Origin of the sequence: Chryseolinea soli, assembly GCF_003589925.1 — a bacterium.
Taxonomy (GTDB): Bacteria; Bacteroidota; Bacteroidia; order Cytophagales; family Cyclobacteriaceae; genus Chryseolinea; species Chryseolinea soli.
Window position 1 is genome coordinate 5,361,546 of sequence record NZ_CP032382.1, and the last position, 23,826, is coordinate 5,385,371.

Consider the following 23,826-nt stretch of genomic DNA (forward strand, 5'->3'; position numbering starts at 1 on the left):
AATGATCCTGTCTAAAAATTTAAACCGTCACTTTCGACGCTTCCTGATCTGCCTTTTTATCTTTTGATGCTTTTGTGAAAGGGATCAGCATCGGAGCGGAACGTTTGTATTCTTTGTACCTCGCACCGAAGTGCGCGGTCAGGTCGCGTTCCTCGAATTGGATGGCCGTCAGCATATAGAGCGTGGTCATGATCGCAAAGAACAAATGCGCTGCCGTCATCACGGGTGTTGCCCAGAAGGCGATCATAAATCCCAGATACAAGGGATGACGCACATACTTATAAAAGAAGGGGGTCCGGAAGGGGAGGTCGGTATATTTTTCACCCCTGAAATTCAACCACACCTGGCGCAACCCAAACAGGTCGAAGTGATTGATCAGAAAGGTGGCGACCAAAACAATGCCGAAGCCGAGCATAGAGAGCGATTTCAGAAAGGTGGCCGCCCCTTCCGATTCGACCGACCAGATGATGCCGCCCATGGGCTGCCACTTCCAGAACAGCAGGATCAGGCACAAGCTGGCCAGCAATACGTACGTGCTCCGCTCGATGGCCGTCGGAACGAATTGTGTCCACCAGCGCTTGAAAGCGGGCCGCGCCATAACGCTGTGCTGGATGGCAAACAGGGAGAGAAGCCCTGCATTGACCAGCAGTGCAAATCCCAACGACGACTGCGGCGGGCTGTCGATATGCTTCGGCACGAACCACGAACTGACGAAGCCGACGGCATAAAGGAACGTTCCAAAGAAGATTGCGTAGGCAATGATCCCGTAGAGAAGCATGAGAGTCTTTTTCATAACTTGAGTTGTTTAATTAGTTTCCCGCAAAGGAACCCACGACAACCCACCCCAGCTTGTAATTACGATGCAAACCCAGGTAATTTTGAGGAGGTTAGCAGCCAAGTCCCCGAGACGGGAGACTTGGCCGCGACGTGATACACGAGAAAGGCTATATAGCAGCGGCGACGCGCATCCGAAGGGCCCGCGTCCCAATCAAAGTCTCCCGTCTCGGGGACTTTGATTGCTCAGAATTTACTCTTCCATGCAACATTTCTCCTTGCCGCGGCGCGACACATGAGATGGAATGGAATCCGTTGGCAGCCAAGTCCCCGAGACGGGAGACTTGGCTGCGGCGAGGATGGATCGCCGCTGTGACGCGCACCCGAAGGGCCAGCGTCCCAATCAAAGTCTCCCGCCTCGGGGACTTTGATGGCTCAAAAATTTCCTTGTCACATTCAATCCCTGATAAAAGCTTGACAGGTGTTTTGTTCTAACTTGGCAGGCAAAAAATAACGACATGTTTCAAGTTGAAACCAGAGAAGCATTAATTGAAAATCTCGCTCCTTTTCTTCGGCAGTATGGCTTCAAGTATCGTGAGGAGCCTCCTGGTTTGTGTTTTTTGAAAGAAAGCGATGGTGATGCTATAGATTTCTTTTTCCAAATCCTTTCCGGTGGTGATTACCTTATTTCACCTTTTCAAATTTCGATCGGTAAAGTTGAGAAGATACTCGGCCCCGTGTTTCAAAAATTTGCAGTCCTCTCCGAAAACACTACCGTATCATACCAATTGGCTGAAACAGTGCTGGCGATACATTCTTTGAGAAAAGAGAAAGCTCCGATTCCTGTCGTGATGGAAAAATTCAAATCGTCATTTAAGGCGCAGATGTATCAGCGGTGTCTCGATTTGCTTAACGTCGATGAGGCATATCGTGTTCTCAGAGACTACAATCAATCAAAGGAGAAGGGAGTAAGCATCGGCGGTGTTGGTGTTCCCAGAAGACTCCGGTTCCTGACGCTATGCATGCTTTGCAACGACTCAGAAAACTTTGATGTTGCACTTAGAAAATTTAATGAAGACCCTGGTGTATATGAGAGAAGTCCCGATAACCATAAGGAGATGTTTGAAGAAGGTGCTAAACTTATTCAGGACATCAAGAAATGATTCGGGTCAACTTGTTTAAAACAGCGGAGGGCAGAATCCCGGGTTTGAATTTACCTGGCGGGGAGAGGATCGGGAGAGCATGGGAAAAATATGTCCTGAATTGTACGACAAGTTCAACGGCCACGGGTAGTTACAACGGTTAGTGACTCATGCATTTCGCTCATCTTTATATCCCTTCTTTAAAGTCACTAACGACAGCCTATCGATTGGTAGGCATGCGTGTGAAAGGCTTGAGAATTTGTGCACGGCCGAAACAACCCGTCCCAAATACCTTTGCATCATTTGCATTTCTCTTTATCTTTCCACTCACAGAAATGCCAACCCTAATCCATGCAACCTACCGCCATCACCTCACAGGAAAAATCAAAACTTTGGTTCGTCATCACCGCCTCGTCGCTGGGCACTTTAATAGAGTGGTATGACTTCTACATTTTCGGGAGCCTGGCCGTCATTCTTTCCGAACAGTTTTTTCCGCAGACCCACCCCACGGCGGCCTTCCTTTCCACCTTGGCCACCTTTGCCGCCGGTTTCATCGTGCGGCCTTTTGGGGCACTGGTGTTTGGGCGGTTGGGCGATTTGGTGGGAAGAAAATATACCTTCCTGATCACGCTCGTCCTCATGGGCGGGTCCACGTTTGCTATCGGTTTGATCCCCGGGTATCAAACCATTGGCCTGGCGGCACCGGCGTTGGTGTTGGTGCTGCGTTTATTGCAGGGGTTGGCCCTGGGGGGCGAATATGGGGGTGCGGCCACCTATGTGGCGGAACACTCGCCGGCCGCTAAAAGAGGTTTTTATACGAGTTTTATACAGACCACGGCCTCGCTCGGACTCTTTGTTTCCATTGGTGTGATCCTGGCCGTCAGGCAGTCGGTGGGGGTGGAGAAATTTGCGGATTGGGGTTGGCGTATACCCTTCTTGTTGTCGTCGTTGTTGGTGGCCGTCTCGGTTTTTATCCGGATGCGGATGCAAGAGTCGCCGTTGTTTGCCAAGTTGAAGTCGGAAGGGAAGGTGTCGAAGAACCCGCTCAAGGAAAGCTTTATGCATAAAGAGAATCTCCTGTTGGTGCTCATCGCCTTGTTCGGCGCCACGGCAGGGCAGGGGGTGGTGTGGTACACCGGCCAATTCTATGCCATGACCTTTATCGAAAAGACCTGTAGCGTCGAGTTCGTGCAAACCCGGAACATCATTGCCGTAGCCTTATTAATTGGTACACCACTGTTTATTTATTTCGGATGGCTTTCCGATCGCGTCGGCCGCAAGATGATCATGATGGCGGGCTTGCTCATGGCCGTCATATTATATAGACCGGTTTATATGCAGATGTATGCCCTGGCGGACACCACGCACCAAAAAGAGGCGACCCAAGAGAAGCGCATCGAAAAAACACACACCATCAACGCGGACGGCGACTCGGTGGTGACCGTTCAGACCATCCGGATGTTCGAAGCGGGGAATCACCAGAAGGAGACCTCAACCCATTTCATCCCCAAAGCCGGCAGTGAGAAGAAAGAAAAGACGGACTCCAAGAAGGAGATCGTGTTGGGCGACTACGCCTTCTGGGCTATGGTGGTGTTGGTCTTGGTCCAGGTTGTACTGGTGACGATGGTGTACGGACCGATCGCCGCATTCCTGGTAGAGTTGTTTCCCACGCGCATCCGCTATACCTCCATGTCGTTGCCCTACCACATTGGAAATGGCATTTTTGGTGGCTTGACGCCGTTTGTCGCCACCGCGCTTTATGAGTCCAGCAAAACGGACGCAAACCCCGGGGGAGACCCGTTTGCGGGCCTTTGGTACCCGATTATCGTGGCTGCGGTCTGCTTTATTATCGGCATGATCTTCCTGAAAAATCGCAAAGTTGCGGACGTAATCGATTGAAATTCTTTATCCGAACCATTGTTATTCTGAAAATTTTCGCGAAATATGCTTTATGATCTAACCCGGATTTGAAAAAGATATTCTCCATAGCGCTCCTTTTCGTCTTCCTCTTCCAGTACGTGGGGTACTATTTTGTATATCTCGGGCTCCGTCATCAGGCCAAAACAGAGATGATCTCGCGCCTGGATGCGCGCAATTATTCTCAAGAAGAAACCGTCACGCTAAAGATCCCTTTTGCGCTGCCGTATTGGATGGACGCTAAAGACTACGAACGTGTAGACGGCGAGTTCCAGCACGATGGTCAGTTCTATAAACTCGTAGAACAAAAGCTCGAAAAGGACACATTGTATGTGGTCTGCATCAGGGATACACACGAGAAAAAGCTCTTCGACACCATGTCGGACTATGCCAAGCTCGCCAACGACCTGCCTACCTCATCGCATCAAACGTTGAAACTGCTCAGCGGCCTCATGAAAGACTATGTGCCCGGCAGCCTGCAACATGAAGTAAACTTATCACAAGGATGGACTCAAGAATGTTCTTACGCCGAGCCTTCCTTCACCCTCTTGTCTCAAACTTCCCCGGTGTTTTCACCACCTCCCGAAGCCTAGTGCTGACACCCGTCGGCGCTTACTCAATTTGTCATTCCCTTTTTACTTTCCCCGGACCCCTTATCCGGTGATGTAATACATGACAGTTTGCTAGCTGCCGTCGCGGTCAAGATTATTCCCTTTGGTCATTTTCTAAGTTTCTTCCGGTACAACATGCGTTTGGTTGCGCATGGCGAAGAACTTGGATGGTCTGAATGAAGGATGTGTCTGCCGGCTCGTTTGGGTTGTCGGCAGACCTCCTTACCCTCTCTCTCACTACAGCTTGGAGCCCCTTAGTTTTTTGTAACCTAATACCTATGCCTTATATTCCTGTTGAAGAGCATTTGCCCGGCATTACCGGCTTGCTTGAATACCGCAAAGATTCTGCGGAACCGATCCGCGACCTCACGCAATTCCTGTTGCGTGGACCCAATTCATTAACCGAAGGCGAGCGCGAACTCATCGCCACCATCGTCTCCCACAACAATCAATGCAAGTTCTGCACCACGGCCCACACCGCCGCTGCCGATCTGCTCTACGGTGAGTGCGACACCACCGACAAAGTAAAACACGATCTCGAAAATGCACCCCTCAGCGAAAAGATGAAAGCCCTGCTGGTCATCGCCCGCCAGGTGCAGCAAAGCGGCAAGAACGTGACGGCCCAATCCGTGGACCGCGCCCGCCAGGCCGGCGCCACCGATGTGGAGATCCACGACACCGTGCTCATCGCCGCTCTCTTCTGCCTCTACAACCGCTACGTCGACGGACTGGCCACCTTGGAGCCCGCCGACCCGGCTTACTACGGCACACTCGCCGACCGTTTAGTCAACCATGGCTACACGCGGCTGCCGCAAGGCTATGATCATTTGAAAAAGAAATAAAAGACCCTTTCATATACCTATCCCCACTACCAAATACCTTAACCGCCCCCTATGAAAAAACTTTTACTCTTTGTTTGTCTCACACTTCCCACGCTCCTCGTCGCCCAGACCGTCAACACGGTCACGGGCACGATCACCGACTCCGGCACCAATGCGCCGGTCAGCGGTGCCTCCCTGGTCATCAAAGGAAAACTCACCGGAACGACGACGGATGAGAATGGGAATTTTAAATTGAATACGACCGCAGCCTTACCGTTGACCCTTGTGGTGACCGGTGTAGGATTCCAGAAACAGGAAGTGACCGTGAGCTCGGCCAGTCAGCCCGTAGCCATCGGGCTCTCATCCCAAACCGAACTGCTCAACGAGATGGTGGTCACTGCCTCGCGTGTGGAAGAAAGCATTTTGGAATCACCCGTCAGCATCGAGAAGATGGATACGCGGGCGATCCGCGAAACACCTTCGTTCAGCTTCTACGAAGGTCTTCAGAATGTGAAGTCCGTAGAGATGGTCACCAGCGGGCTCACCTTCAAGCAGATCAACACCCGCGGCTTCAACAGCACCGGCAACTCGCGCTTCCTGCAATTGGTAGACGGCGTCGATAACCAGACACCGGGATTGAATTTTGCTGTTGGCAATTTATTCGGCTCGTCCGATCTCGATATGGAAAGCGTCGAACTCATTCCCGGTTCCGCCTCCGCGCTCTATGGTCCTGTGGCCTTCAATGGCGTGTTGATGATGCGCACGAAAAACCCGTTCCAATACCAGGGCCTCAGCGCCCAGGCGCGCGTGGGGGTCAACCACATCAACGAACAATATGCCGACCCGCATGGTCTCTACGACTTTGCCGTGCGTTATGCCAAAGCCTTTAACAACAAGTTTGCCTTCAAAGTAAACGCCTCCTATTTCACGGGCCTCGACTGGTATGCCACCAACTACACGGACGTCGATCCCGGCACATCGCCCGAGCAACGCGGCGACAACAACCCCGCCCGCAACGCCCTCAACATCTACGGCGACGACGAAGCCCGCCAGCTTGCCGATGTGGGTCGCGTATCGCGCACCGGCTACGAAGAACGCGATCTCATGAACTACAACAGCTACAGCGTGAAGCTGAACGGCGCACTCCACTACCGCATCAACGACAACATGGAGTTGATCTATCAATACAACTACAATCAAGGCCGCGCCGCCTACACGGGCAGCAACCGCTTTATGCTCAACAACTTCAACTTCCAGCAACACCGCGTGGAATTGAAGGGCAGCAACTATTTCGTGCGCGCCTATGCCAGCCTTGAAGACTCTAAAGATTCCTACAACGGGAAGGGACTTGGGCAACTCATCAACAAAACCTGGGTACGCGACCTCAGTGGCAACATCGTTCCCGAAGCCCAGGCCGACGACATGTGGTTTACGCGGTATCGCGAAGCCTACATCGGCGACATTGCCAACGTAACGGCCGGCAGCCATTCTGCCGCGCGTGCTTTCGCGGACCAAGACAGATTCTTACCGGGCTCTGCTGATTTCAATGCCCAAAAAGACAGACTCATTGCTACACAAGGTTTGGCCGGAGCGGGCATCCTAAGCCAAAGCAAGCTCTACCATGCAGAAGGTCAATACGACTTCAGCAGCAAGATCAAAGTGTTCGACCTGTTGGCCGGTGGCAACTTCCGCATGTACGATATGTTCACCAACGGCACACTGTTCGACGACAAGGACCACAAGATCACCATCAAAGAAGGCGGCGCATTTGTGCAGGCCTCCAAGCGTGTCATCAACGAAAAGCTGAAGCTCACGGCCTCCCTGCGCTTCGACAAGAACCAGAACTTCGAAGGCCGGTTCACGCCGCGCGCCTCGGCGGTATATACCGTGGCGACCAATCACCACTTCCGCACCTCGTACCAGACCGGCTTCCGCAATCCTACACCCGGCGATCAGTACATCAAGCTGAATGCAGGTCCCATCACCATCCTCGGGGGCGTACCGGACAACAGCAAAGGCATGAATGTGTATGAAAACACATTCACCTCCACGTCGCTCGGTCCCTTCTTCGGCGCATTTGGTGCAGCCGTAGGTTCAGGCACCCCGCCACAACAAGCGGTGATGCAAACCAAAGACCTGCTGGTGAAATCGGATGTACCCTATATCAAACCCGAGCGCGTACAAACCTTCGAAATAGGCTACAAAGGATTGCTCAACAACAATCTCCTCGTCGACGCCAACTATTACTTCAGCAGCTACAACGACTTCATCCTGAACCAAGTGGTGATGCAACCCCTCAGCCATTCCGTATTAGGGCCAGATGGCAAGATCAATCCCGACGCTGCCATGGATCTGCTCAATGGCAACAGCCACCTGTATCAGCTCTACACAAACGCCAGCGAGCGCGTAACGTCGCAGGGCGCAACGGTGGGTTTCACCTACCTGCTTCCCCGCAACTATACCCTGGGGGCCAACGGTACCTGGGCTGACTTCAACTTGCGCAACGCCAATCCCAACGACATCCCGGCATTCAATACACCGAAATACAGAACTACCGTAACGTTTGGAAACACCGAGATCGCCAAGAACATCGGCTTCAACGTGGCCTGGCGCTGGCAAGACACCTTCGAGTGGACCAGCACCTTCAACCAATTGCGCCCCGGCACCATCAACGCCTACTCGATTGTAGACGCGCAGTTGAGCTACAAGATGTCGCCCATCAAATCCATCGTGAAGCTGGGCGCCAACAACGTGTTCAACAACCAGGTGTACCAGGCATACGGTTCGCCTTCTATCGGCGCGGTGTATTATGTGAGCATTGTGTTTGACCAACTCATGAAATAGGTTTTGGAATCCAGAGTGGAAAACGATCTTATGAAAACAGATATAGACTTGCCGGCAGCGTCGTTGCAGGCTACGGAAAATGTGAGTGTAGGCCTGTGGTTCACGTTTGGGATATGTTTGCTGAGCAACATATTCGGCGGCACCGTGTCCACGCTCATGTCCGTTTACCTGCCCGTGGTGGTGCGCGACTTGTTGGGCACCGTGGACGCGGCGCGTCTTAGCGAAGTGAGTGCCTACATCAATGCCCTCTATATTCTGGGCTGGGCCTTCGGGGGAGTCACCTGGGGGCTGATCAGCGATCGCATGGGAAGAGCGAAAGCCCTGGTGCTGGCCGTAGGTTTATACGGGGCCTTCACCATCGCCACGGGCTTTGCTTCTTCATGGGAAATGGTAGTGGCCTGCCGCTTGCTGGCAGGCTTTGGCGTAGGAGGGGTGCTGGTGATCTCCGCCACCTTGCTCTCGGAAGTCTGGCCGGAGCGCACACGTGCTATTGCCATTGGCATCCTTTCGATCGGTTTCCCGGTCGGTATATTTTCCGCAGGCCTGGTGAACTTTGTTGTTTCCGATTGGCGGCAAGGTTTCCTGATCGGTGCGTTGCCGGTAGGGCTGGCGTTGCTTTCGTTTTGGGTCGTGCAGGAATCGGAGAAATGGAAAGCGTCGCGTCTCAATCCCACGGGAGATGGCTTGTTTAAGAAGGCGCAACTTCACCAGGGTAACCTGGTGCGGGGCTCGCTCATCTTCGGGTCTATGCTCATCGGCTTGTGGGCTACCTTTTCATGGCTGCCTACCTGGGTGCAAAGCCTGTTGGTGGGAACCGACGGTCAATCACAACGGGGTCTGTCCATGATGCTGCTGGGCGCCGGTGGTCTTACCGGCGGATTCTTTTCCGGTTGGGTAGCGCGCGCGTTGGGTGTGCGCAAGGCGATGATGCTTTGCTTTGGCGGGTGCTTCATCCTGGCGATATTGCTGTTCAAGTTCAATACGTCATTCTCTCCGGTGATCTATGCCGAGATCGCTTGCCTCGCTTTGTTCTTTGGCATCAGCCAGGGATTGTTGTCGGCCTATGTGCCGCAGCTTTTCCCGTCAGACATTCGTGCTACGGCCACCGGCTTTTGCTTTAATATCGGTCGCATTGTTACGGCGGTTGCTGTGTTCTTCATCGGGGCGCTGGTCACTTCGCTGAATGGCTATGGCAATGCCATCCTTACTTTTTCGGTTGTATTTCTGATCGGATTGGTGACGTTGTCTTTGACAAAAGACGAATCGTCTGCTGATCCTAAACCTTAAACTTTAAAAATTATGGCACACATAAAAGTACCTGAAGGTGTACCCGGCATCCGGAGTCTGGTGATGTTCCGGCCGGAAACCGGCAAGCCCCTGTATGAACTGGCGCAAGTGCTGCTGCGCGATCCTTCGCCGCTCACCCCGGCCGAACGCGAGCTCATCGCCACCCACGTGTCGTCGCGCAACGACTGCATGTTTTGCATGAGCAGCCACGCTGCGGCGGCGCGCGAACTCTATGGTTCCGAAGGCGAAGTGGTGGATTGCGTTATCCAAAACGTGGCCACCGCGCCCGTCACCGAAAAGATGAAAGCCCTGTTGAACATCGCCGGCAAGGTGCAGATCAGTGGCAAGGCCGTCACGGCCGATGATGTGGCCGAGGCCCGCAAACACGGCGCCACCGACCGCGACATCCACGACACCGTGCTGATCGCCGCCGCCTTCTGCATGTTCAACCGCTACGTGGATGGGCTCGCCAGCTACACGCCCACGAACTTTGAAGACTATGTTCCCATGGGCAAGCGCATGGCCACCATGGGATATGTTTTACCACATCCACAACCTGCAAACTAAGATGCCACACATCACCCTGGATGCACAACTGCCCGGCATACGCGGCCCCATGGCCTTCCGCCCGGAGACCGCCAAACCACTGAACGAACTGGCAGAAGTATTGCTTCGCAGCGAAAACTCGTTGTCGCGCGGCGACCGCGAGCTGATCGCCACATACGTATCGTCATTGAACGACTGCTTCTTTTGCCAGAATGCTCACGGGGGCATCGCGCAACATTACCTGCAATGCGATATGGCCTTTATCGACAACGTCAAAAAAGATTATGAAGCCATGCCGCTGTCCGGCAAATTGAAATCGCTGCTGGCCATTGCGAGCAGCGTTCAAAAAGGAGGGAAGAACGTGACGCCACAGCAGGTCGAGAAAGCCCGTAGCCTGGGCGCGACCGATCGCGAAATACACGACACGGTACTGATCGCCGCCGCCTTTTGCATGTTCAACCGGTATGTTGATGGATTGGATACCTGGGCACCACAGGATCGCGAGATCTATGTGAAGCGCGGCCCCCAACGCGCCGCAGATGGTTATGTGAATTTCGACCTGTATAAATGATCTTATTTCCGCCTATGGGTTAGAGCGTGAAGTTTGACCGCTACGGCCCGGCGACGAAAAGGAAACACAAACCCTCTCTGTGTCTCCCCCCAAAGTCCCGGTGCCGTGCGGTTAATTTATTTTTCCTACTTTCACCAAAATTGTAGTAGGAAAAATGCCTTTCACGCCCGCACATCCGGCCCTTGTCCTTCCCCTTCTCCGTTGGCGTTACGTTTCGGCCACAGCGCTCGTCATCGGCAGCATGGCGCCCGACTTTGAGTACTTTTTCAAAATGAGCGTGAACGGCCACCACGGCCACACCTTCTGGGGAATCCTGTATTTCGACCTACCCGTTACGTTCCTGCTGGCCTGGCTCTTTCATGCTGTCGTAAAACGCAACGCCATCCATAACCTGCCGATTTCTCTTCAACGCAAATTTCAGGATACGCTCGCACTTGATTTCGTAACATACTTCAGATCGCACGCCACCATCTTTGTGACGTCGGCGCTGATAGGGATAGCCTCTCATCTTTTGTGGGACAACTTTACCCATAACTCCGGATTCTTTGTTCAGGAAATGGAGGTCTACCAAACGGTTCACGTCCACTACGATGGCGTGCGGTACCCGCTTTTCTATGCCCTGCAAAACATCAGCAGCGGCGTGGGACTGTTCATTGTGCTGGTGTATTTGCTGGCAAAAAAACCGACCTACAGCAGGATCACGAGACTGTACAATCCGCGGATTGACTATTGGGCACTGTTGGTCGTGATAACGTTGATCGTGGTAGCCTTGCGGTTTTGGATCAAGTCGTCCGACTATCACCTGGGCAATGCCGTGGTGACTACCATTTCCGGCTTCCTGGTGGCGTTGGTGTTGTGCGGATGGATTAACTTTAACAACAACAAAGCATCATCCTAAACCAACGAAACCGGTGGCGAAGCGAAAATCACAATGGGCGCAGGTAGGCAAACGCGAAGTGGAACTTTCCAACCTCGAGAAAGTCCTTTTCCCCGAAGACCACGTCGTGAAGGCGGAGATCATCGAATACTATCTCAAGATCGCTCCCACGTTGCTCAACTACGCCAACGGCCGCGCGCTCACCCTCATCCGCTATCCCGACGGTATTACGGGCGAAAGCTTCTACCAAAAGAACCGCCCCGAATGGGCGCCGCAGTGGATCGAGTTTGTGACGCTGGGAAAAGAAAAGAAAGACTATATCATTGCCACCGAGCCGGCGTTGCTGGTGTGGCTGGCCAACCTGGCCTCCTTGGAGCTCCACCAATTGCACAGTCGCAAGCCGAGTTATGATTTGCCCGACTACATGGTGTTTGACCTCGATCCGCCGGAAGGCTATTCCTTTCCGAAATTAATACCCATAGCGCTTTCGCTGAGAACGGTACTGGAGAGTTACGGCTACACGCCGTTTGTGAAAACCACGGGAGGGAAGGGGCTGCACATTTGTTGCCCCATCGAAGCCACGCACGACTTTCACACGGTGTTTGAAGCCGCACAGGACATCGCCAAACCCTTCGTGGAGAAGTATCCCAACGACGTCACCCTCCAGATCAAGAAAGACGCCCGGAAAGGCCGCGTGCTCGTCGATATCTTCCGAATCCGCTCCGGCCAAAGCATTGTGTCGGCTTATAGTTTGCGGGGTCGCAACGGCGCGCCGGTATCCATGCCGTTGACTTGGGATGAGTTGGAGCAGGTGAAAAGCCCGCTGGAATTCAACATCCACACCGCGGTGGAAAAAGTGATGCGCGATGGCGATGCCTGGCAAGGCTTCGATGCCTACGCCGTCCCCATCCACACCCACCGCCCCAAACCGACGGCCAAAAAGAAAAACATCAACCCGGCCGGAACGAAACACAAATCGCCCGAGCAACTGGAGACCTACACAAAAAAACGCGACTTCACCAAAACCCCCGAACCCGCAGGCGCCACGCCCGATGTGGTGGGGAGTAAATTCGTGGTGCACCGCCACCATGCCTCGCGATTGCACTATGACTTGCGGCTGGAGAAAGACGGCGTGCTCAAATCCTGGGCCGTGCCAAAGGGATTGCCGCCCTACCCGGGGGTGAAACGCCTGGCCGTGCAAACCGAAGACCATCCCCTGGAATACCTCACCTTCGACGGCGCCATCCCCAAAGGCCAATACGGCGCCGGCGACATGTGGATCTATGCGCTGGGCAAATACCAGATCACCAAAGACAAAAAAGACGGCTTCTATTTCCGGCTCAACAGCAAGGAGGTGAACGGCGAATACCGCATCCACAAAATGAAAGAAAAAGAGTGGCTGCTCGAGCGCGTAGACCAACCCCAGGTCGACTACCTCCATCAAGACATCGAACCCATGCTGGCCGACCAGGACGCCGTCGTGCCGAAAGGCGAGGGCTACCTTTATGAGATCAAGTGGGATGGCATCCGCGCCCTCGTCACGCTGGAAGACGGCCACATAAAGATCAAAACACGCAACCAACGCGACGTCACCGCGCAGTTCCCCGAACTTCAGATCGGCGAGAAAGCCTTTCGCGCCACCAACGCTTTATTCGACGCTGAGATCGTGTGCTTGGATCCCTCCGGCAAACCCATATTTAAGCGCGTGATCAACCGCCTCATGAGCACCGGCGAAACCAACATCCAGAAGCTGACCAAGTCCAACCCCGCTTTCTGCTACATCTTCGACTGCCTCTACCTCGATGGCCGGTCGCTGGTAAACGAACCCCTCATCCGCCGTAAAGAGTGGCTGGCCGACACCATCCGCCCCGAAACACCCTACCGCGTCAGCGAACACGTCGACGACGGCCCATCGCTCCTGGAAGCCGCCCGCGAACACAACCTGGAAGGCATCATGGCCAAGCGCGCCGACAGCAAATACATGCCCGGCCGCCGCACCGACCTCTGGCTGAAAGTAAAGATCCGTGAGTCCGCCGAAGCGGTCATCATCGGCTACACCCCTGGCAAAGGCAACCGCGGCCAAACCTTTGGCGCCCTCCACATCGCCGAGCGCATAGGCAAGGAGTTACACTACCGCGGCAAAGTCGGCACCGGGTTTGATGATGCCACGATGAAGGAGATTTCTGAGGTGCTGAAAAAGGTGGAGACAACCCCCAAGCCGGACGTCATTGGCAAATTGCTGGATGAAAAAATATCTACGTGGCTGGAGCCGGTTACGATAGTGGAAATAAGTTACTCTAAGCTTACGCCGGACAATATGTTCAGAGAGCCTGTGTTTATAAGGTTGCGACCGGATCTGTAACAAGGCGCCTCATTCCTTACAAAACTCCTTCTTCATCTTCTCCGTCACCGCCTGCCCCAAGGCTTCCGCCTTCTTCAAATCATCACACGCCTCGGTAAGTAATTTCAGCTTCTGCTTCGCGATCGCCCGGTTGTAATAAGCCGTAGCTGACTCAGCATTATAAAGTAGCACGATCGTGTAATCTTCAACAGCCTCCTTATACCGGCTCTGCTTAATAAGCACATTACCCCGATTCAACCAAGCCTTGTCAAATTTCTCGTCCAATTCAATAGCCTGGGTGTAATCGCTGAAAGCCCCTTTCAAATCATTAAGCCTTTCCTTCACGATACCACGGTTGGTCCAGATGCGGGGATCTTTGTCGTTTATGGTGAGGGCTTTGTCATAGTCGTCGAGGGCGCCTTTGTAGTAGCCGCCTTCCAGGCGTTGGTTGGCGCGTTCCAGGTAGGGGTAGAGCATGCTGGAGTCGCTTTCGATGGCGGCCTCCAGTTGGTCGCGCGAGGCGTCTTTTTTGCCTTCATTTCGCTTCAGGATGGCGATGTTGTGTAGTGCGACGGCGTGTTGTGGGTTGATCTTCAAGGCTTTTTGATAGTCGGCGAGGGCTGTGGAGTCTTTTAATCCCTCTTTGGCGATGCCGCGGTTCACGTAATAGTCGGCATCCTTGCTTTGAAGTTGAATGGCGGAGTCGATCCAGTGGATGGCGGTCTTGTAGTTTTTGAGTTTGGTTTCGGTCAGGCCGAGGTAGTTGTAGAGCGGGGCTTGCATGGGGCCTTGCATGGTCATTACCTGGTTCTTGCTTGTGGCCGACGCCGAAGTGTTGAAGTACACCGTGGTGGTTTCACCGGGGTGGAGGGTGAGCAGTTTGGTGAAGTCGTCTTTGGCTTGGGCATACAGTCCCAGGCGGAACAGCACCTGCGCGCGGCTGTAGAGGGCGTCGGCACGGTCAGGGTAGTGTTCCAGGTAAATGCTGTAGTCGGTGTTGGCGCCGGCCAGATCGTTCAATTGTTCGCGGGTGGCGGCGCGCAACAGGTAGGCGTCCATATTGCCTGGAGCTTCCTGCAGCGTTTTGTCGAAGAGCGGCAGCGCCTCAGCAAACTTTCCTGCGTCGTAGGCCGCGATCGCCTGCTCAAAACGTTGACGTGTCGTCGATTTCTTTTCCTGTGCCCAGGAATACGTTGAAAGGAATAGAATCGTTAGGGTCAGGAGCGCTCTCATGCCGGGAAATTTAACGAAATATTCTGCGGCAAAGTGTAAACTCTTTTTTGGAATTCATGTTTAACTACGTGTATGGCAGCTGCAAAAAAATCAACCCAAAAATCCGGAACCTCATCAGCTTCCGGCGCAACAGTTACATCGGAAAACAAGGGTAACACCCAAACCGGGGAACGCATTCGAACCGCCTATGTGGAATATGTTTTGACCCAGGGCCAGCGCCCTGCATCGGTCTACAAATTTTGCCTCGACCTGGGCATCAAAGAGGAAGCGTTCTACAGCCACTACGGCTCGTTCGACGGCCTCGAAAAGCAGATCTGGAAAGGCTTCATCGACAAAACCATCACCCGCCTGAGGGCAGACGAGACGTTTGCCGAATTCAGCACCCGCGAAAAGATCCTGGCCTTCTACTACACGCTGCTGGAAGAGTTGAAGAACAACCGCAGCTACGTGCTCTATCAATTGGAACATTCCCGCAAACTGGAACTCATACCGGACTATATTAAAGGCTTTAAAACCGAGTTCGAGACCTTCTTCGAAACCCTCCTCAATGAAGGCAAAGGCAACGGCGAAGTGGCCACCCGGCCTTTGCTCGACAAGCGCTACCCGCAACTTTTCTGGATGCACCAGGGCTTTATCCTCCTCTTCTGGAAGGAAGACGACAGCCCCGGCTTCGAAAAAACGGATGCCGCCGTGGAGAAATCTGTAAACCTGGCATTCGATCTCATCGGCAAGGGCGCAGTTGACTCGGCCATGGACTTTGCCAAGTTCCTATACCAGAACAAGAAGTGACATTACCCCTGATAACGTGAAAGAATTCGATCGCATACCCGTCACCAAAGTGCAACGGGCCTCAAAGTTCCTGTCTGCCGGGGCCAAGATCGGCACAAACTATCTCAAGCACTACGGCAAACAGCTCGTTACCGGCGAAACCGACCGCGACCAACTGCACGCCGACAATGCCAAAGACATCTACAACTCCCTCAGCGAACTGAAAGGTGGCGCCCTGAAAGTGGCCCAGATGCTGAGCATGGATAAAAACCTGTTGCCCACTGCCTACCAGCAAAAGTTTGCCATGGCGCAATACAGTGCGCCGCCGCTGTCGTATCCACTGGTCGTAAAAACATTCCAAAAATACTTCGGCAAGTCCCCCGACAAGATCTTCGAAACCTTCACCACCAAAGCGGTAAACGCCGCCTCCATGGGGCAGGTGCACCAGGCCACGCTGAAGGGCAAAAAGCTCGCCGTCAAGATCCAATATCCCGGCGTCGGCGACAGTGTGAAGTCGGACCTGGCCATGGTGAAGCCCATCGCGCTCACCATGTTCAAATTGAATCCGGTAGAATACAATGAGTTTATCCAGGAAGTGGAATCGCGCATGCTGGAGGAGACGGACTATACCCTTGAGTTAAAGCGGTCTATGGACCTGTCGGAGAAGAGTAAAGGCGTCAAAAACATTCTCTTCCCCACCTATTATCCCGAATATTCGTCGGCCCGGGTGCTCACCATGGACTGGCTGGAAGGCAAACCCCTCGGCCAGGCCCTCACGGAAGAGATTCCCCAGGAAGCCCGCAACACCCTGGGACAGGCCATGTGGGACTTCTACCATTTCCAGATGCACACCCTCCGCGCCGTCCACGCCGACCCGCACCCCGGCAACTTCATCATCACCCCGGACTACAAACTCGGCATCATCGATTTCGGCTGCGTGAAAGAGATCCCCGAAGATTTCTACAACATCTACTTCCAACTCCTCGACAGCAAAATATTAACAGACGCCGCTGTCCAGAAAAAGGTGTTCAGCGACCTGCGTTTCGTCTATCCTGAAGACACGCCAAAGGAGAAGGAATTCTTCACGGGCATTTTCGTGAAGCTGGTCGAGCTGCTCAGCCGCCCGTTCCGCTCCGAACAATTCGACTTTGCCGATAATGCCTATTTCGAGGAGCTCTTTTCTTTTGGAGAGAAGCTCTCCACGATGAAGGAATTGCGCGATTCAAAAAAGGCGAGGGGCGTGAGCGATGCGGTGTATATCAATCGCACCTACTTTGGATTGTATACCATTCTTCACGATCTGAAGGCCACGATTAAAACCGCTTACTAGAAACAACAGATAAAGAAAGACGCAAGCCCGTGCATATTTCGATGCACGGGCTTGCGTCTTTTATTTGCTCACCAGGGAGAATCTGCTGAGATCCTGGCAGATAATGATCTAAACCACAGGCTGGCTTACGGTCTGAAGTGCACCCTGTGCCTGCACCCGTTTCACCTCCGCCTTGATCACAAACACCGTGATCAAATACACCCCCGACACAAAAAGAGGTACCATCACAAACCTGGCGTCGGGAAAAGCATACCACAAGGCGGTAGCCCCCACGGTGCGCACAACGGCGTGGCCAAGGTACAGCCACCGTCCGTACACCCATCCGATCACTGGCCAATGAATGCCCATACCCACCCCGATAGCCAGCGGAACAAAAGAGAGGTTGGTCTGCGCTCCGGCAAACGCCAGGGGCCAAAACATCAGCATGGAAATGAAGGCCGGCAACAACAGGTCAGTCAAGGCCGACTTGTTCATGATGTCCGACTTCAACGGCTTGGCTAACAACAGGCCCAGGGGGAAGATCAGGCCCGACGTGAATGCGGCCACCGGAAACCACATCCGTGGCGACAGGTAGAGGCCGGCAATACCCAACGCAAGCCAGTAGAGAAAACCGGCGGCGGGCAGGGCCAGGCCGCCGTTGGCCTTGAGGAATGCGTTTCGTTTTTCCTGGCGAAGAAGTTCTTTCAGTTCCATGCGTTTTGTGGTTTAAGGTGAGAATGTTGGGGGTTATTTCAAGAAGCCATCTACGGTTTCAAAGAACCATGCCGGTTCGTCGTAGAAGATAAAGTGTTTTGCCGTATCGTTGATGGCCACCTTTGCATTTTTGATGTTAGACACTTGCGCCTGGTAGGCTGCCAGCGAGCCGTCGTGGGTGGCGCCATAATCCTTGTAGGCGCTCCATGCACCAAGCAAAAGCACAGGGCTTTGGATGGCGGCTACTTGCGGGCGGAGGTCGGTGGTGAACATCTCATACATCACTTCGGCTTGTGTGGCGGGGTCGGCCTTCGAGGCGATCTCGGCTACCTGTGCCACGCGATCGGAGCTGGAGATCATGCTGGCCAGGATGCGGAGTTGATTGCTCTTGATTTGTTCGGGGGTTTGTTTGGCCATGGCGGCTTTCATGTTCTCGGCCATGGGCTTCATGCTTTCACCGGTGGCGCCGGGCGATTGCAACACGCTCAGAAAGGGGAGGCCATCTACGGCGATCACTTTTTCAAACAGGTCCGGTGCGCTGGCGGCGGTCCAGAACGACAGGAACCCGCCCATGCTGTGGCCCATGATGACGGGCTTCTTCAATTTTTTTTCCTTCACATAAGCGACGAGGTCGTTCTTCACGTCTTCCATAAAATGGTCGCTCAGGGCAGGGGCATTGCCGCCAAAGCCGGCCAGTGTAACCACATGGCATTCATAGCGATCCTGGTAATGTGCTACAGTTTCCTTCCAGACTTCGCCGGTGCAATACAGTCCATGGATAAGGATCATGGGTTTCCCTTTGCCGGTAACGTTCACCGTGAAATGTGTCTGACCGTTGGCGATAAGGTTGGCCAGCAAGAAGGACAACAGCAGGCCAATGGCGGGGAGAGAGTAGATGCGTTTCATAATGTTGGTGTTTTGCGTTTTCATAAGCCAAAGGAACGGCCCCGATTCCGCCTCGTAAATTTTTATTGACTAACTGCTTCAAAGAACTGACGAACCTACGCTGCCCGGTATTTGCGCCCACCGGAGCCCTCCTTCGGGGCAGGCTCATCCCCCGAAAATGCCGTTGGCTACGGATGGTCAATGGATTGCAGCGTTTGGTCAACGGGATTATTGGGTTTGATCCGGGATGCTTTACTTTGGTGTCCAATAGTCTCCTGTCTCAGGGACTATGTTGCTTCAAAAAAATACCATGACAGCACCGCATCTATCCCTTTGGCAAAAGCTCTATCGCATCAAGGCACATCATGTGCTGCTTTGGGTCTTATATTTTATTTTCTGGGCCGCGGTCTATAAGCATCAGTACACCTCGATGCTCTTTCTGCTCTTCGTGATCTCCATGTATTTCATATTTAATGCAGGGACCTTCTATAGTGTGGTTTATTATCTGATACCCAAGTACTTTAACACCCATCGCTACGGGCTTTTCATCCTTACGTTCATTGCAACGATCCTGCTAATGTCCGTCGGTTTGGCGGTGACGCTCCACCTTATTTTCAAAGCACACGACAATCCCTATGCGGAGTTTTACGGTCCCATTTTCATGATGTCGCTCAGCTCCAACGGCACGGTACTGGCAGCGTTGGGGGCGGTCAAACTGTTCACCGACAAGGTGAAGGGCGAGCGCCACCTGCGTGCGGTGGAGCATCAAAGGCTGGAGTCGGAATTGCAATACCTGAAGGCGCAGGTGAACCCCCACTTCCTGTTCAATGCCATCAACAGCGTTTACTTCCTCATCAAAAAAGATCCCGACAAGGCTTCCGAAACCCTCATCAAGTTGTCGGACCTGCTGCGGTTCCAGTTGTATGATTGTTCCGATGAAAAGATCGCCATCGAAAAAGAGCTCGAGTATCTCCAGAACTACATCGCCCTCGAAAAGCTGCGAAAGGGCGACAAAATTAAAGTGGCCTACGCCCCCGAAGGTATCTTGTCGGGTTTCCAGATCGCACCCTTTCTCCTGATCCCTTTCCTGGAGAATGCTTTTAAGTTTGTATCCAACAGCAACGACAAGCTGAACGAGATCCGCTTTAAGCTTTCACGCACCGACGACCAACTGACGGCCGTCTTTTACAACACCCACGATGCCCAGCCGAAAGGCCCCGTGGGCGGCATCGGCCTGAAGAACGTGAAGCGCCGGTTGGAGCTCTTATATCCCAACCGCCACACGCTGCACATCGACGACACCCCTGGCACCTACACTGTAACCCTCACGTTAACCCTATGAGCACCAAGATCCAAACCATCATCGTCGAAGACGAGCCCCTGGCGCGCGAAGGGTTGCTTTCTTATGTCCGCGAGATCGACTTCCTGGATGTGAAGGCCGTCTGCGAAGACGCCCTGGAAGCCAACCGGGTGCTGGGTTCCATGCCGGTGGACCTCATGTTCCTCGATATTCAAATGCCTAAGATCACCGGCATAGAATTCCTTAAGTCCCTCAAGGAGCCGCCCATGGCCATCATGACCACAGCCTATCCCAACTTCGCATTGCAGGGCTATGAACTCGACGTAGTGGACTACCTGGTGAAACCCTTCCCGTTCGAGCGCTTCCTGAAATCGGTAAACAAAGCCCGCGACTTTTTTGACCTGAAACGGGGGAGCAAGGAAGGCCGGGGAGGGGAAGACTACTTCTTTGTGAAGGTGGACTACCGCTACGAAAAGATCCACTTCCAGGATGTCACCTTCGTTGAGGGCATGGAAAACTATGTCGTCATTCACACGCCGACCCAAACCTACATGACGTTGTTGCGTATGAAGAACATGGAGGAGATCCTCCAGTCGCCCGCATTTTTGCGGATCCACAAGTCGTATATCGTCGCCGTGAGGGCTATCTCGGCCATCGATGGCAACGAGGTGGTGGTGGGCAACAAGCGGCTGCCCATCAGCCGGGAGAAGAAGCAAGAGATCCTGGAGCGGCTAATTAAAAATTGAGTTAGAGTTTTTAAACTTTAACATTTTCAATAACTTAGCAGCACCTGATTCATTTTTTAATCTAACTACTTTGTTATGAGAGCAATCTGGAAAGGACACATCCAATTCTCCCTGGTCACCATTCCCGTACGCATCTACAACGCCATTGATACGGGTCAAACCATCAGCTTCAACCTGCTTTCCAAAGAAGGTCACAACCCCGTGAGCTATGAGAAAAAAGACAAGGTGACGGGCCAGACCCTGCGCCAGGAAGACATCGTGAAAGGCTACCAATACGAGACCGGCCAATATGTGATCATCGACAACGAGGACTTCGCCAAGGTGAAGCTCAAAAGCGAAAAGGTGATCGAGATCGAAGGCTTCGTAGATGCTTCCGAAGTTCACCCCACGTTATTTGAAACGCCTTACTATATCGGTCCCGACGGCGACATTGCCGCCAAGACCTATGGCCTGCTCAGCGAAACCCTGAAACAATCGGGCAAGATCGCCGTGGGCAAGGTCGTGCTCCGCGACCGCGAAACACCCCTGTTGCTGGCGCCCTTCGAAGGCGGTATTGTCATGTACCGGCTCCGTTATCCCAGCGAGGTACGCAGCATGCGCGAGGTACCCCAACTCCTGGAAGTGAAGGCCGACAAAGAGCAGCTCAAGCTGGCCAAGACCCTGGTGGACTCCATGACCACCAAGTTTGCCAACATCGAGATGAAAGACCACTACTACAGCGCGCTGATGAACATCATCGACGCTAAGATCGCCGGCAAGGAAGTGGTGATCGTAGAAGAGGAAGAGCCGAAGGTAGTCGACATCATGACCGCCCTCAAAGCCAGCATCGACGCCGCCAAGAAACCCATGGAGAAAGCCAAGGGAACAACGGCCGCCAAAGCCGAGAAAGCTTCCGAGAAGACCGCCGAAAAAACAAAGACCAAGAGCCGCAAAGCCAGCTGATATTCCGCGCGGCAGAACGTGCTCGCCGCCGTCGGTTGGATCCACAATCCGTCCGCTGAAATACGGCATCGGCATCCGCGAAAGCGTGAACATTGAGAAAAACCCACTACCTTTGCGGGAATGGCGAAGGTTGTAAAATTTCCACTCCCCACTCCTGAGAAATTCGGTCCCGTAAGGGTCGAAAAGAAGAAGGATGTGCCCACGGAAAATAAGGCGGGCCAGCTCAACCTTTTCACCGGCGCCAAGATCGTGCGCCTCCATCAACTCACCGAATTCGAAGAAGCCCTGATCACCGACAACCAGGGAGACAGCAACGGAGCCCGCAAGCTCTACCTCAAAGCCATCGAGGAAGGCGAAGCCCTGGCCGATGCCTATTGCAACCTGGGCATCATCGAATGGCAGGAGGGCAACACCACCAAGGCCATCGACAGCTTCACGTTGAGCCTCAAGAACGAACCGCGCCACTTTGAGGCCCACTATAACCTCGCCAACCTCTATGGCGAGATCGGCAACTTCCCGTTGGCCAAGGTGCACTACGAAGTGTCCATCGAGGTGGAGCCGACATTCCCCAACAGCTATTTCAACCTGGCCCTCACGTTGGCCATGAACAAAGAATTTGACGCGGCCGTGAAAGCCCTCTCCCAATACCGCCAGCTCACCTCCCCCGAAAACCACCAACAGGCCGACGACCTGATCCGCAAGTTCCAGGAAGCGCGCTAGCCCGTTTTTGATCGCTGCGCTTAAATCGAATACATCGTAATGATGAAGAGCACGAAGCGATAGGCTTCCAGTGCCAGGAACAATCCCACCACACCCAACATGGCCTTGATGACCAACCGCTTACCCTTCTGGTTGTAGAAGGTCTTGGCCGCCCGGAAAATGAAGTAGACGTTGGTGAAGATAAAGATGAGCGTCAGCGTGATGTCGTTGAGGTAGCTGCCCCAGGTGAAATGGCCCCAATGAAAAAGCTTGCTGAATACCAGGAACAGCAGCGACAACCCGATGGCATTCAAGGCCATGTTAAAGCTGGTGAGCTCCACGGCAAGGGCCACGTGGTCGGTGAAGTAACGGTTCTTTTTTTGGAAGATGGCGCTCAGCGGCAGGGAGGCCAGCAGCACGAAGATGACCACCAGCAGCTTGGCGAGGTTGGTGGTTTTGTCGTTGTAGATGAGCTCGAATCCTTGCTGGCTAAGTCCCTCATGAACAATCTTTTGAGCCACCATGCGCCGGGCGAGGTTGCTGTGGGGCAGCACGTTCAATTGGGTGTACAGCGAGGCGTTGAACATCTGCAGCACCGGGAAAAAGAAATACACCAGGTTCAGGATGAAGAACATCTGCAGGGGCTTCATATACATCACGCGGCGGCCGTCGACATACTCACGGGAAAGGAACCCGGGGTTGCCCAGGGTAAGACGCAGCGACTTCAGGAATTTGTTGTCCACAATGGTGGTGGAGATCAGCACCGTGGCCAGGAATTCAAGCTTGCGGTCTTTGGGCTCGATCACTTTCTCGCCACAAATATTGCAGTAGGTGCCGTGGAAGGAATGACCACAGCTTTTGCAGACGTGTGGCACAAGAATGGGCTCTTGAGAAGTATTCATTCGAAGGCGAAAGTACTTGAAAAATCGGTAATGAAAACCGGGCGATCTATCCAATCGCCTTCAGTACCCTCATCGCGCGTGAACGGATCGCGGGGGATGCATAGGGAAGTTGGTCCTCGATGATGATCTTCAGTTCCGTTCCGAGTTCGGGTTGTACTTCCACAATGCGCTGCAACACAGTGAGGGAGAAGGCCTTCACGGCAATGGGTTCGCGCTTGCTTTGGAGGTATTGAAAACACAGGTCGGCCACCCGCCCGTGAATCCGCTCGGGCAGCTCGATATACTGTAACAGGCGCAGGGTGTTTCGCTTCACGGCATGGTGGATCCCGGGTTTGTTCAGAAAATCCAATAGACGCTTTAAATGGGGCTTTACGAGCTCAGGATGGCGCTCTACGCAGTAGCTAAGGGGCCAGGCAGCCCTTTGAGTAACTCTATAAGGGCCAGCAAGATAAACTTCAACTAAAACTTTAAATCGGGCCTGATTTTGACCCACATAATCAACAATTTTGGTCATTTGAGCTTTAGAATGCTCTTTCAACAGGGCTTTGGTCAAATCCATTCGAAGGGTTATTTGATCGGTTATCGGAACAAAAGCCG

22 protein-coding genes are annotated in these 23,826 nt (G+C 53.4%); 16 read left to right on the plus strand and 6 right to left on the minus strand.

Translation table 11 applies throughout. The annotated features are described in order from the left end of the window. Positions 1–19: 19 nt before the first annotated feature. Positions 20–793 carry a methanethiol S-methyltransferase gene (gene mddA / locus D4L85_RS22730; RefSeq protein ID WP_119756459.1) on the minus strand — a complete coding sequence of 258 codons (774 nt, stop codon included), beginning with the start codon at positions 791–793 and terminating at the stop codon, positions 20–22. Positions 794–1,292: 499 nt separating this feature from the next. Between mddA and D4L85_RS22735 the strand changes: the two genes are divergently transcribed. The 10 genes from D4L85_RS22735 to ligD all read left to right on the plus strand — a co-directional run bounded on the left by D4L85_RS22735 (position 1,293) and on the right by ligD (position 13,752). Then, entirely contained in the window at positions 1,293–1,937 is a 645-nt protein-coding gene (locus tag D4L85_RS22735; protein WP_119756460.1) for a hypothetical protein, read from the plus strand. A gap of 330 nt (positions 1,938–2,267) precedes the next feature. After that, positions 2,268–3,815 carry an MFS transporter gene (locus D4L85_RS22740; protein ID WP_119756461.1) on the plus strand — a complete coding sequence of 516 codons (1,548 nt, stop codon included), beginning with the start codon at positions 2,268–2,270 and terminating at the stop codon, positions 3,813–3,815. Between the two features lie 68 nt (positions 3,816–3,883). Further along, on the plus strand, positions 3,884–4,426 hold the full coding sequence (locus D4L85_RS22745; protein WP_119756462.1) for a hypothetical protein: 543 nt from the start codon (positions 3,884–3,886) through the stop codon (positions 4,424–4,426). 296 nt (positions 4,427–4,722) lie between these two features. Then, on the plus strand, positions 4,723–5,286 hold the full coding sequence (locus D4L85_RS22750) for a carboxymuconolactone decarboxylase family protein (protein ID WP_119756463.1): 564 nt from the start codon (positions 4,723–4,725) through the stop codon (positions 5,284–5,286). Between the two features lie 51 nt (positions 5,287–5,337). After that, entirely contained in the window at positions 5,338–8,109 is a 2,772-nt protein-coding gene (locus D4L85_RS22755) for a TonB-dependent receptor (protein WP_119756464.1), read from the plus strand. A gap of 30 nt (positions 8,110–8,139) precedes the next feature. Continuing rightward, positions 8,140–9,396 (plus strand): MFS transporter, encoded by a 1,257-nt coding sequence (locus tag D4L85_RS22760; protein ID WP_119756465.1) that lies wholly within the window; start codon positions 8,140–8,142, stop codon positions 9,394–9,396. A 12-nt stretch (positions 9,397–9,408) separates the two neighbouring features. Continuing rightward, positions 9,409–9,963: a carboxymuconolactone decarboxylase family protein gene (locus tag D4L85_RS22765; RefSeq protein WP_119756466.1), complete on the plus strand. Its 555-nt coding sequence runs from the start codon at positions 9,409–9,411 to the stop codon at positions 9,961–9,963. Between the two features lies 1 nt (position 9,964). Then, complete coding sequence (locus D4L85_RS22770; protein ID WP_119756467.1) at positions 9,965–10,513, plus strand: carboxymuconolactone decarboxylase family protein; 549 nt, start codon at positions 9,965–9,967, stop codon at positions 10,511–10,513. Between the two features lie 154 nt (positions 10,514–10,667). Next, complete coding sequence (locus D4L85_RS22775) at positions 10,668–11,411, plus strand: DUF4184 family protein (RefSeq protein WP_119756468.1); 744 nt, start codon at positions 10,668–10,670, stop codon at positions 11,409–11,411. 13 nt (positions 11,412–11,424) lie between these two features. Beyond that, positions 11,425–13,752, plus strand: coding sequence for a non-homologous end-joining DNA ligase (gene ligD, locus D4L85_RS22780; protein ID WP_119756469.1), 2,328 nt, complete (start codon positions 11,425–11,427; stop codon positions 13,750–13,752). A gap of 9 nt (positions 13,753–13,761) precedes the next feature. On the opposite strand, the gene D4L85_RS22785 is transcribed toward ligD, so the two are convergent. After that, positions 13,762–14,964 carry a tetratricopeptide repeat protein gene (locus D4L85_RS22785; protein ID WP_119756470.1) on the minus strand — a complete coding sequence of 401 codons (1,203 nt, stop codon included), beginning with the start codon at positions 14,962–14,964 and terminating at the stop codon, positions 13,762–13,764. Between the two features lie 72 nt (positions 14,965–15,036). Here D4L85_RS22785 and D4L85_RS22790 point away from each other — a divergent pair, with 72 nt between their 5' ends. Together D4L85_RS22790 and D4L85_RS22795 are read left to right on the plus strand one after the other, a co-directional pair. Next, positions 15,037–15,753 carry a TetR family transcriptional regulator C-terminal domain-containing protein gene (locus tag D4L85_RS22790; RefSeq protein ID WP_119756471.1) on the plus strand — a complete coding sequence of 239 codons (717 nt, stop codon included), beginning with the start codon at positions 15,037–15,039 and terminating at the stop codon, positions 15,751–15,753. Positions 15,754–15,769: 16 nt separating this feature from the next. Continuing rightward, a complete protein-coding gene (locus tag D4L85_RS22795) occupies positions 15,770–17,062 on the plus strand; it encodes an ABC1 kinase family protein (RefSeq protein ID WP_119756472.1) in 1,293 nt (430 codons plus the stop codon). Positions 17,063–17,170: 108 nt separating this feature from the next. On the opposite strand, the gene D4L85_RS22800 is transcribed toward D4L85_RS22795, so the two are convergent. Next, positions 17,171–17,755: a DUF7010 family protein gene (locus D4L85_RS22800; protein ID WP_119756473.1), complete on the minus strand. Its 585-nt coding sequence runs from the start codon at positions 17,753–17,755 to the stop codon at positions 17,171–17,173. A gap of 33 nt (positions 17,756–17,788) precedes the next feature. Continuing rightward, positions 17,789–18,661 carry an alpha/beta fold hydrolase gene (locus D4L85_RS22805; protein ID WP_160143929.1) on the minus strand — a complete coding sequence of 291 codons (873 nt, stop codon included), beginning with the start codon at positions 18,659–18,661 and terminating at the stop codon, positions 17,789–17,791. 289 nt (positions 18,662–18,950) lie between these two features. On the opposite strand from D4L85_RS22805, the gene D4L85_RS22810 reads away from it, so the two are divergent. The 4 genes from D4L85_RS22810 (at position 18,951) to D4L85_RS22825 (ending at position 22,348) form a co-directional block, all read left to right on the plus strand. Then, positions 18,951–19,982: a sensor histidine kinase gene (locus D4L85_RS22810; protein WP_160143930.1), complete on the plus strand. Its 1,032-nt coding sequence runs from the start codon at positions 18,951–18,953 to the stop codon at positions 19,980–19,982. Next, positions 19,979–20,686, plus strand: a complete 708-nt coding sequence (locus D4L85_RS22815; RefSeq protein ID WP_119756476.1) for a LytR/AlgR family response regulator transcription factor — start codon at positions 19,979–19,981, stop codon at positions 20,684–20,686. The genes D4L85_RS22810 and D4L85_RS22815 overlap by 4 nt, the downstream gene beginning before the upstream one ends. A gap of 75 nt (positions 20,687–20,761) precedes the next feature. Then, on the plus strand, positions 20,762–21,628 hold the full coding sequence (gene ku / locus D4L85_RS22820) for a non-homologous end joining protein Ku (protein ID WP_119756477.1): 867 nt from the start codon (positions 20,762–20,764) through the stop codon (positions 21,626–21,628). Positions 21,629–21,748: 120 nt separating this feature from the next. After that, entirely contained in the window at positions 21,749–22,348 is a 600-nt protein-coding gene (locus D4L85_RS22825; RefSeq protein ID WP_119756478.1) for a tetratricopeptide repeat protein, read from the plus strand. Between the two features lie 20 nt (positions 22,349–22,368). On the opposite strand, the gene D4L85_RS22830 is transcribed toward D4L85_RS22825, so the two are convergent. Next, positions 22,369–23,229 (minus strand): DUF3667 domain-containing protein, encoded by an 861-nt coding sequence (locus tag D4L85_RS22830; RefSeq protein ID WP_119756479.1) that lies wholly within the window; start codon positions 23,227–23,229, stop codon positions 22,369–22,371. 46 nt (positions 23,230–23,275) lie between these two features. Then, positions 23,276–23,578, minus strand: a complete 303-nt coding sequence (locus D4L85_RS22835) for a hypothetical protein (protein WP_119756480.1) — start codon at positions 23,576–23,578, stop codon at positions 23,276–23,278. Positions 23,579–23,826: the final 248 nt, after the last annotated feature.

Coding starts and splice junctions, on each gene's coding strand:
- mddA (WP_119756459.1), bottom strand. CDS start 793: ATGAAAAAGACTCTCATGCTTCTCTACGGGATCATTGCCTACGCAATC.
- D4L85_RS22735 (WP_119756460.1), top strand. CDS start 1,293: ATGTTTCAAGTTGAAACCAGAGAAGCATTAATTGAAAATCTCGCTCCT.
- D4L85_RS22740 (WP_119756461.1), top strand. CDS start 2,268: ATGCAACCTACCGCCATCACCTCACAGGAAAAATCAAAACTTTGGTTC.
- D4L85_RS22750 (WP_119756463.1), top strand. CDS start 4,723: ATGCCTTATATTCCTGTTGAAGAGCATTTGCCCGGCATTACCGGCTTG.
- D4L85_RS22755 (WP_119756464.1), top strand. CDS start 5,338: ATGAAAAAACTTTTACTCTTTGTTTGTCTCACACTTCCCACGCTCCTC.
- D4L85_RS22760 (WP_119756465.1), top strand. CDS start 8,140: ATGAAAACAGATATAGACTTGCCGGCAGCGTCGTTGCAGGCTACGGAA.
- D4L85_RS22765 (WP_119756466.1), top strand. CDS start 9,409: ATGGCACACATAAAAGTACCTGAAGGTGTACCCGGCATCCGGAGTCTG.
- D4L85_RS22770 (WP_119756467.1), top strand. CDS start 9,965: ATGCCACACATCACCCTGGATGCACAACTGCCCGGCATACGCGGCCCC.
- D4L85_RS22775 (WP_119756468.1), top strand. CDS start 10,668: ATGCCTTTCACGCCCGCACATCCGGCCCTTGTCCTTCCCCTTCTCCGT.
- D4L85_RS22785 (WP_119756470.1), bottom strand. CDS start 14,964: ATGAGAGCGCTCCTGACCCTAACGATTCTATTCCTTTCAACGTATTCC.
- D4L85_RS22790 (WP_119756471.1), top strand. CDS start 15,037: ATGGCAGCTGCAAAAAAATCAACCCAAAAATCCGGAACCTCATCAGCT.
- D4L85_RS22800 (WP_119756473.1), bottom strand. CDS start 17,755: ATGGAACTGAAAGAACTTCTTCGCCAGGAAAAACGAAACGCATTCCTC.
- D4L85_RS22805 (WP_160143929.1), bottom strand. CDS start 18,661: ATGAAACGCATCTACTCTCTCCCCGCCATTGGCCTGCTGTTGTCCTTC.
- D4L85_RS22810 (WP_160143930.1), top strand. CDS start 18,951: ATGACAGCACCGCATCTATCCCTTTGGCAAAAGCTCTATCGCATCAAG.
- D4L85_RS22815 (WP_119756476.1), top strand. CDS start 19,979: ATGAGCACCAAGATCCAAACCATCATCGTCGAAGACGAGCCCCTGGCG.
- ku (WP_119756477.1), top strand. CDS start 20,762: ATGAGAGCAATCTGGAAAGGACACATCCAATTCTCCCTGGTCACCATT.
- D4L85_RS22825 (WP_119756478.1), top strand. CDS start 21,749: ATGGCGAAGGTTGTAAAATTTCCACTCCCCACTCCTGAGAAATTCGGT.
- D4L85_RS22830 (WP_119756479.1), bottom strand. CDS start 23,229: ATGAATACTTCTCAAGAGCCCATTCTTGTGCCACACGTCTGCAAAAGC.